Source organism: Paenibacillus validus NBRC 15382, from assembly GCF_004000985.1.
GTDB classification, from domain to species: domain Bacteria; phylum Bacillota; class Bacilli; order Paenibacillales; family NBRC-103111; genus Paenibacillus_G; species Paenibacillus_G validus.
Map to the genome: position 1 here is coordinate 1 of NZ_BIMH01000086.1, position 8,183 is coordinate 8,183.

Genomic DNA, 8,183 nt, shown 5'->3' on the forward strand with positions numbered 1-8,183 from the left:
CCTCTGAACTCCCAGGGCTCTCGCCTTCCCTTATCCTCTCTATAAACGCGAAAGAGCATCGACCGCTTTTGGTCGATGCTCTCGCATTTTATGGAGACGAGCCGTGGCTTGGCAAATCCACAATTCGTCGCCGTGTGATGCTCAAGATGTTTAGGGAGGTAGTCAGAACTCCCCTGTTTTCTAAACAGTCATTCTAATCAACGTCTAATCCAAGCTTATTCCTTCGATCTAATTGGAACTTTGGCCGATGGCACCACCCTCGATGAGCCTTTTAAATGTACGTCTTGATCATCGAAGAAAATATGGGCTCCAAACGCTTTTAAAACTCCTTCTTTTGGTGCCCCTCCAAGAAAAAAGGCTTCATCTATTCTTATCCCCCAATGCCTCAAAGTTAAAATAACCCTTTTGTGTGCAGGACTGTTCCTAGCTGTTACTAGGGCTGTACGTATAGGATTGTCATCGGAACCAAATTGTTTTTGTAAGAATGAAATTGTTCTAAGTAATTTAGCAAACGGACCATCTGGTAGTGGTTTTTCAGCATTCTTTTTCTCATGTTCAAGGAACGCTTCAAGACCTTGTTTTTGATAAATTTCTTCTGACTCCTCTGAAAAAAGAACTGCGTCGCCATCAAATGCAATCCTTATTTCAGAAGCTGAGTTATCCTCGTACGAGGTATCCGTTTTGTATATCAATCCTGCAGCAACTCCTGCATCTATTGCTGCCTGAACATCTTTCTCATCTGCGGATAGAAAAAGATCTACTTCAAAAGACTTAAGATATTGCGCAAGAGATCTACCACTTGTAAGTGCCGCTCGGGAAATATCAAGACCGTATTGTTCTATTGAATTAAATATTCTAAGACTGGTATCAGCGTTGTTCCGCGACATTATTATGACTTCAGTCTTTCTTTTCCCTTGAACAAGTTCGTTCAAATGAAGAATGCTTTTTATTAGACTAAACGCGATACCAGGTTTAAGAATCTTATCTTCATTCTCTATTTGGTATTTTGAATACGCCTCCAAACCTTGAGTTTGAAAAATCTCGTCTTCCTCTGATAATTCAAAGAGAGCTCTTGATGACACACCAATTACCAAATAGTTAGTCAAATCATAAGGCATACCTTAAACACCCCCAACTTCAACTAAGAATGTATTTGTTGACCAATAACGCAGTTCACGACATCGAACATTTCTTTTCCTTCGACGTACTTCACATATTGAGAAGCGGATAGCTCACTCCCGTTCCTCGTAAGCTGTCTGAATTAATGGGATTAGAGACTCCAAAGATACTATCTGATCAAGTTTAATATCAATCTGGTTTTTGTCTCTTTTATCAATTGGCAAATAAATTTTTATATTGGATTGAAATAGCTTAAAAATCTCGTCCCTCTTCTTTACAGGAACATGAATCAACAGTCTATTCCCCACAGTGGATATGGAAAGAAATTTGTGTTTTCGACCCTTACGTACAAACATGATACCGTCTGATATGTAATAGTATGTAACGAGCGTTTGATCTACGTAATTGAAGATATTTCTAGCTATCATTTGTATCGCAGAACTACTAAACGAAGCAATTACTTCATCTGGAGAATTAAATTTTGATTCTCCTCTCGAAAGCGAAGGACGTTTAATAGTATTTGAGAATTCCCTATCTGTCAATTGAATTTCTCTATACTCATAACCATGTTTAGTCAGACCTTCCTTTAGTCCATGAACAAAAGTTAATCCCGCTAACATGAATCTCACGTTTTCATCATTGACTAAACCTGCATATCTTAATATTTGCCCTACAGCTCTGTCGTCAACTTTCAACTTTACTTCAACATATAATTGTTTACCGTTCCGATCTTTAAAGAGCAAATCGCAGCGATAAGATCCAATTCTAACTTCTTTGGAAATAAATTCAAGTTGTTCTTCAATCAAGTCAGAGTTAGCTATTAAAATATCATGTAACTGAATTTCATCCAATCGTCTTCACCTTCCTTACATTTTGTTTCTAAGAAGTGAATTAATGTAGTTACAATATACATTCTACCGATTTTTCATAAACCCTTTGAATTTAAAGTAAAAAGATGTCGAATTGGCTATTCTCAATAAAAATGCCAGTACCGTCCGAAGCGTCAACTAGACGCAAATATAGGTACTGACACTAAATTAATTTTAAAACGGACTGAACCCCTGTCCACACCACTTAAATATTGTGGTTTTGCATGGACAAGGGTTCATAAATGCGAGCCGTGGTGTGCCAAATCCACAATCCGACGCCGCGTGCTTCTGAGGATATTTGGGGAGGTGGCGTAAGGTTGATTAGCATAACTTAGCAAGTCATAAATTAAGGAATCAAGACCCTTTCTTTCATACAGGGCCCACAAGGTTTATATGGCAGACCTTTGTTTAACTAGACAATCTATATAAATCATCAGCAAATTGGAGAAGGCGGCCAATCATTGGCTCATCTTTAGCATCGGCTTCGTATAGCTTAATTCTTAAAGAGTCATATGGGCTAGTCGAAGCCCCCAAAAAAATGTGAATGCCTGTTTTTCGCTCCCTGCTTTTGCGAATCGGCAACTTGAGCAATTGCGATACTTCCTCTTCCGTAAAGTGACCTTTGGGATAATCCAAGGCAATCAGTACATGATTGGATTCATAGTGAACATTTCCCCATTTTGGATCATCCTCTCTAGACTCTCGGTTCCAAAGAACACCCGCTCGCGACATGATCTTATAGCGACTTCGGGACGGCATGTCTTTTGCGACTACGTCAGGGATTTGCTCCAAGCCTTCTACTATTCGCCGAGCATGATCCTTCACCTATTTCAACTCCTTCGGTTGCATTAATTCGTATAATACTTTCCCTTATTTAGGGGGAGGATATACGATTCTAATTCTATGCACTTTAATGAGTTCCTTCAAGGAGATCATTATGAATATCCCTATGGTAGCAGTCAATCAGACTTATTGGAAAAAGCGTCAATTCGTCAAGAAGCGTCACTGAGAGTCAAACGACGGTACTGACTCTTATTGAAAGCGTGACGAACCCCTGTCCACTACTTTAAGTTGTGGTTTTACACGGACAAGGGTTCCAGCAACTGAACCATGGCTTGGCAAATCCACAATTTTCCGCCGCGTGATGTTGAGGATGTTTGTGGAGATTGCTTAAATTTAGCAAATCAATTTCCATGCATGATTCCATGAGCAGGGATGTTTATTTAGGCAAGGCTTTTCTTCCATTTGATGTAAGTTCTTTCCACGCCTTTTTCTCCTCTCGAATGCTAACAAAATACCCCAAATAGCCTAGGCAAACCAGAACTAATCCGATGGCGTTTAATAGACCGATTAAAAACAAGCTGAAGCCAATCCCAAGTAAATAAAGAAATATTTTCATAATAATACCCGTATCTCGCCGTTTTTGATGGTTTTGAGCCTTCTTCAACAATTCTTTGACCTTGACCTGCTCCGCCTCTTGGAACGTCCTATATTCTTTGCCCTTATATGTTCTGTCGTGTTTATCGAGAATAGCCCGAAGCTCTTTCTTATACGGCTCCGCGGTTTTCGGGTGAAAGTCATCTAACTTGGCAAGTAATTTCCTGACCTTAGATGCTTCCGTAGCTTTGGTATCCATTATACGTTTGATTTCTGCAAGCTCGATCTTGGCTCTTGCCGCTTCGTCTGCCGATTCGTAAATCACTCCGTTATAGGTACGTTGATCGGTTTGAATTTTGACAATCGCCTTTTCAACCCTGAGAATTACCTCTTCGGGACCCTTCGTAGTGAACGGGTGCTGTTTTAATCGAGCAAATAACGCCTCTGCATCCTCTAGCGACGAGACCGCGTTTGCTTGAAACATGTCGTTTGCTTTGTCCCATTCTGCTTTGGCCACCGCAATTTCTTGCTGGCTGGAATATAAGACGCCCTGAAAAGTCCGTTCCTCCTCAAATTTACGTAAGCGCGCTTCCACTTCTTCCACAAAAGGAGCAGACAATCGTGCGGAAAATTTCTGCAACTCCGTATGCAGCGCTCTTACTCCTTCTTCAGTGGAATTGTCATAGGACTGCGTCAACGATCGCATGTCGAAGATCTCCTGTTCGGCAGCTCTGGCCTCCTCGACGGACGGGTAAACTATGCCTTCGAAGGTTCGCTTTTTCTCATCCAATTGTTGAGCAGACTTTTTTACTTTGACCAGCTGCGCTTGGGCCGACTTGGACCGATAGCTTCGCTTTTCCAGCCGCTTAGCCAATTGATTCACGAGCTCTTCATTAGTAGTCAATGTCCGCTATGATTTGCTGAATTTCTTCCGCTTCCGCTTGCTCTAAAGGATTCGCTGCAAGTAGGGACGGGCGTCCGGTGCCTGTTTACTTAGCCACTTGTCGAATTGAACAATCGGAATTCCTTTATCGCATAGTAAGGTAACAGCGTATCCAAAACTCTCCATAATTCCGATGACATCGTCATTCGAAGCCGTTTGGAAATCGAATAACTCTCCTCATACGACATAGTTAAATATTTATTTTGTATCGAACTTCCGATCATGGTCAGGTTTCCCTCGATCGTACTTCGGTCAGTCACATCACAACAAGTGCGAAACCAAGCTTCTGCTTCCTTTTTCATCGCTTTAAGTGTCTTTTCTGCATCCCGTTTGTTTGCGATAATATACTCGACAGGAGTTTGTCGTTTTAGCTGGACCATCTGAATCTGAATGTTCGGGTCCAGCTTGACTGCCGCCTGCAGGCACAGTATCGCTTGGTAATGATCCTTCTTCTTCTGAAAACAATCCGCCTTACGAATTAGTGAAACTGCAGTGTGCTCCTGCGAAGAAATAAGCGGGTATTTCGCCCATGCCTGTTTATAATCGCCTTTCTCATAATACGCATTCCCCAGACCTACAAGAGCTGATCGATTCAATGCATCCAGTGATCGGCGAAAATCAAAATACGGGTCGGATTCGGGGTCATTGTAGTAATTGTAGTAATCGGAAGGGACCACTTTATACTTTTCGTTTTGTCTCAAGTCGACTTCGATACACTTATCAAACAAAGTAATGGCCTGATCCCAATTTCCCTGATTCGCTTCATGACTACCGCCAACCCAATATGTCCGCTTTATCTCGCGAACTATATGCATCGCTTCGTAAGGCTCAGCCTCAAAAAACAGCGCACGTTCATAAACCGAGATCGCTCGCTCGATATCCTTTAGTTCCCGATAGGCAAACGCTTTTTTCTCCAAAATGAGCCGATCGGATGGATCAGACTCCAGACACTTGTCTAGCACCGCAATGGCGGCATCATAGCTTTTCATTTTCAGTAACAGTTGAGCTTTATAATAGTAAGAAGACCAGTTGGGCTCCAATTCAATGGACTGGTCGTAATGGATCAGTGCCTCATTTGTTTGCCCCAACTCAGCAAGCGCTCGGCCTTTCATCAAGTGTGACTCCGAATCTCTCGACTCACGTTTAATCAAAATTTCATAGAGTTCAATGGCCGCTTGATACTTGCCCATTTTAAATAGCGAATCCGCTTTTTCTTTCAACACGAATCACCTGTTTTTCATTGTTTTCTAATGTGTAGGACTAATTATTCATTTCGACAACTTCCACCAAATTCCTATTAAACTTATCCCTTATTATAAATATCAATGAAAACGCTGCTATAAACATCATTAGACGCTTATGGCAGTACTTACGCGAAAGTAAACTTGTTGATCCCCTGTCGCGTATTAACCATCGTGGTTTTGTATGGACAAGGGTTCGTTTTTCTGATCCGTGGCTTGGCAAATCCACAATTCGCCGCCGCATAATGCTACGGTTGTTTGGGGAGGTAGCGTAATTCATCCTTTTACTGGTATATTCCCATTAAACTTGGCCTTGTTTAACTATCGTTTCCCGTTGTTACTTATCTGGTTGATTGTTCTCAACAGAAACTTTATCCCCTTTAATGATTTCCACTTTCCATTTTTCGTTTGATATATAATAAATTCCTTCTCTTATTGATATACGTTACCTTTAAATTCGCTGCAATTTGGTACTCTATGGACCCGTCGGAACGGGCAAGACGCATTCGGCTATTGCCGCAGGACTGCGTGCCTGTGAACTGGGCATGCCCGTGAAATTCTATACCGTGGGGAACTTTTGATGCGGCTGGGCGAAGCCAAGCGTAGCGGCGCCTTGGAGCGACATCCAGCGCTGCCAGCTTCTGATGCTGGATGAGTGGGGATATATCCCCGTCGACAAGGAAGGTTCGCAGCTGTTGTTCCGGGTCATTGCTGATAGCTACGAAAGCCGCAGCCTCATCATTATTACGAATTTGAAATTCTCCAAATGGGGCTCGGTCTTCACAGATGATCAGATGGCGGCGTCGATGATTGATCGTCTGGCGCATCACTGGCATCTGCTCGTTTTCGAAGGAGAAAGCTACAGAATGAAACATGCTCTCATGAAAGAACGCTAAAAAATACCCCTGACGACGATGGGTAAAAATGCACGATTTTTTCGGGTAAATTTACTTGACGAAATACACTTAAGTTATGGTTTTGCATGGACACGGGTTCAAGTAACTGATCCGTTGCTTGGTAAATCCACAATTCGTCGCAGTGTGATGCTACGGATGTTCGGGGAAGTGACATAGATTAAAGGATGTTCGTAAATGTAGTAGCTACTCACAATTAAAGTGACTTATAATAACTACATAAATCTGCTATAAATTAGGTGAGAGCATGTCAATCGCAACAGTAAGTATTGAACCAGAAACAGGGAATTTTCGTACAAATCAGATTACGTTTCGCTTAGTAATTAATAATACAGGATCAGAGAAGGTTAAACTCACATCCCTTGTTCCTATCGTGCCTGAGGGCGTAGTACTTGAAGAAAGAGCTGATTCCTTTCAGGAGTCAACAATAGAACGCTATAATGACCTATGTACTCATATGACTGAGCTAATAAGAGTGCACTTACAACTAGCCTCGGAAGAAACGAGGCTTGAAGTAATCAAAGTAACTGCAGAAGAATTAAAAACTTTAATAAATTTAATTCCAAACCTGATGAAACTTTATATTTATATAATTAAACAAACTTTTTTAAAATCAGAGCAAAAAAAATATATACAAAGATACCAAACTTTCCAGTTCAAGATTACTTCTCTAAATGATGCTACTTGGGCATATAATAAGTGGTTTTCTGACGACAGAAATCTACATTTAAAGGAACTCTATGAAGGCAAATTATATCAACTAAAAGAACTTGCTGAAGCCATAGGTACTGAAAAGTCTCGAGAATTAGCGATTATTGAACCAAACTCTTTCTACTCAAGAAGCTACGTAATAAAATGTAAAAGCAAGCTTTTTTCTGAGCGCATCATAAACATTGCAGCCGATATCAATTATTTAGATTCATCAAACCAAAATCCATTACGAGCCACTAGTTCCAAAACAGTAACAATCCACCCTAAATCAGCTTCGCTTACCTTTGTGTCAATGATCTCCAGCATTCTTGGGACAATATTGCATTTTACACAAACCTCTCAGGACAGCGAAAAATCATTTTGGGTTAGTATAATACATTTTGTATGGGGGCAAGCAGGAATTTCGGCAGTTATCACTTCGTTCTTTGTTTTTAGCATTATTGAATATCTTGATATCATGAAGAAGTCGCCAATTCGTTTCGGATGGCAACTTGCGATGTTAATTGGTTTTTTATCTGGATTTATGGTTAATCGATTAATAGAAGCCATTAAAGTATTTGTTGGGTTTCAATAACAACTTTCAGTTGGATCAGACTATCCATATCACTTTAATGATCTTGAACCCTGTCCATCTTAACAATTGTGGTTTTGTCTGGACAAGGGTTCAAATAACTGAGATGTGGATTGGAAAATCCAAAATTTTCGGTGATAAATTTATCTCAATAATATTAAAGCTTCTTCTCTCTTAATTTATCCTTTAATGCTTCAATAAATTTTGTCCCCTTGGCAATTTTGTCATTCCCACCCATCACCTTATAAAGATCGAAAACAAGGTCGATAGATGTATCTAATACTGCCGGTGATACGGATTCTTTTTCTATACCAGAGACTTGTTTATTATTAGGGTACACATTAGAACACAGTTGTGCATAAACCGCATACAACACATAAAACTTTATATCATTCATCTCCGAAACAGTTAAATTTTTCTTCTCCCTTAGATAAAGTT

At 40.5% G+C, this 8,183-nt stretch carries 8 protein-coding genes and 1 pseudogene; 3 read left to right on the forward strand and 6 right to left on the reverse strand.

Translation table 11 applies throughout. From position 1 onward, the window contains the following. Positions 1 to 197, forward strand: a 197-nt coding sequence (locus PVA01S_RS27075; protein WP_218029668.1) for a hypothetical protein, incomplete at its 5' end; no start/stop codon positions are given. A gap of 18 nt (positions 198 to 215) precedes the next feature. On the opposite strand, the gene PVA01S_RS25595 is transcribed toward PVA01S_RS27075, so the two are convergent. The 5 genes from PVA01S_RS25595 to PVA01S_RS25615 all read right to left on the reverse strand — a co-directional run bounded on the left by PVA01S_RS25595 (position 216) and on the right by PVA01S_RS25615 (position 5,528). Then, entirely contained in the window at positions 216 to 1,118 is a 903-nt protein-coding gene (locus PVA01S_RS25595; RefSeq protein ID WP_127610673.1) for a 5'-nucleotidase, read from the reverse strand. 114 nt (positions 1,119 to 1,232) lie between these two features. Then, a complete protein-coding gene (locus PVA01S_RS25600) occupies positions 1,233 to 1,970 on the reverse strand; it encodes an endonuclease NucS domain-containing protein (protein WP_127610675.1) in 738 nt (245 codons plus the stop codon). Between the two features lie 426 nt (positions 1,971 to 2,396). Continuing rightward, positions 2,397 to 2,813 (reverse strand): hypothetical protein, encoded by a 417-nt coding sequence (locus tag PVA01S_RS25605; protein ID WP_127610677.1) that lies wholly within the window; start codon positions 2,811 to 2,813, stop codon positions 2,397 to 2,399. 394 nt (positions 2,814 to 3,207) lie between these two features. Then, entirely contained in the window at positions 3,208 to 4,239 is a 1,032-nt protein-coding gene (locus tag PVA01S_RS25610) for a hypothetical protein (RefSeq protein ID WP_127610679.1), read from the reverse strand. Between the two features lie 119 nt (positions 4,240 to 4,358). Continuing rightward, entirely contained in the window at positions 4,359 to 5,528 is a 1,170-nt protein-coding gene (locus PVA01S_RS25615) for a tetratricopeptide repeat protein (RefSeq protein ID WP_127610681.1), read from the reverse strand. 488 nt (positions 5,529 to 6,016) lie between these two features. Here PVA01S_RS25615 and PVA01S_RS27435 point away from each other — a divergent pair. Then, positions 6,017 to 6,445: pseudogene (locus PVA01S_RS27435) on the forward strand (ATP-binding protein). Positions 6,446 to 6,710: 265 nt separating this feature from the next. Next, positions 6,711 to 7,748: a hypothetical protein gene (locus PVA01S_RS25625; RefSeq protein ID WP_127610683.1), complete on the forward strand. Its 1,038-nt coding sequence runs from the start codon at positions 6,711 to 6,713 to the stop codon at positions 7,746 to 7,748. Between the two features lie 154 nt (positions 7,749 to 7,902). On the opposite strand, the gene PVA01S_RS26915 is transcribed toward PVA01S_RS25625, so the two are convergent. Beyond that, positions 7,903 to 8,183: hypothetical protein (locus PVA01S_RS26915; protein WP_218029671.1), on the reverse strand; the 281-nt coding region annotated here is incomplete at its 5' end.

Excerpts from the sequence above, each read along its gene's own strand:
- PVA01S_RS25595 (WP_127610673.1), bottom strand. The coding sequence starts at position 1,118 with ATGCCTTATGATTTGACTAACTATTTGGTAATTGGTGTGTCATCAAGA.
- PVA01S_RS25625 (WP_127610683.1), top strand. The coding sequence starts at position 6,711 with ATGTCAATCGCAACAGTAAGTATTGAACCAGAAACAGGGAATTTTCGT.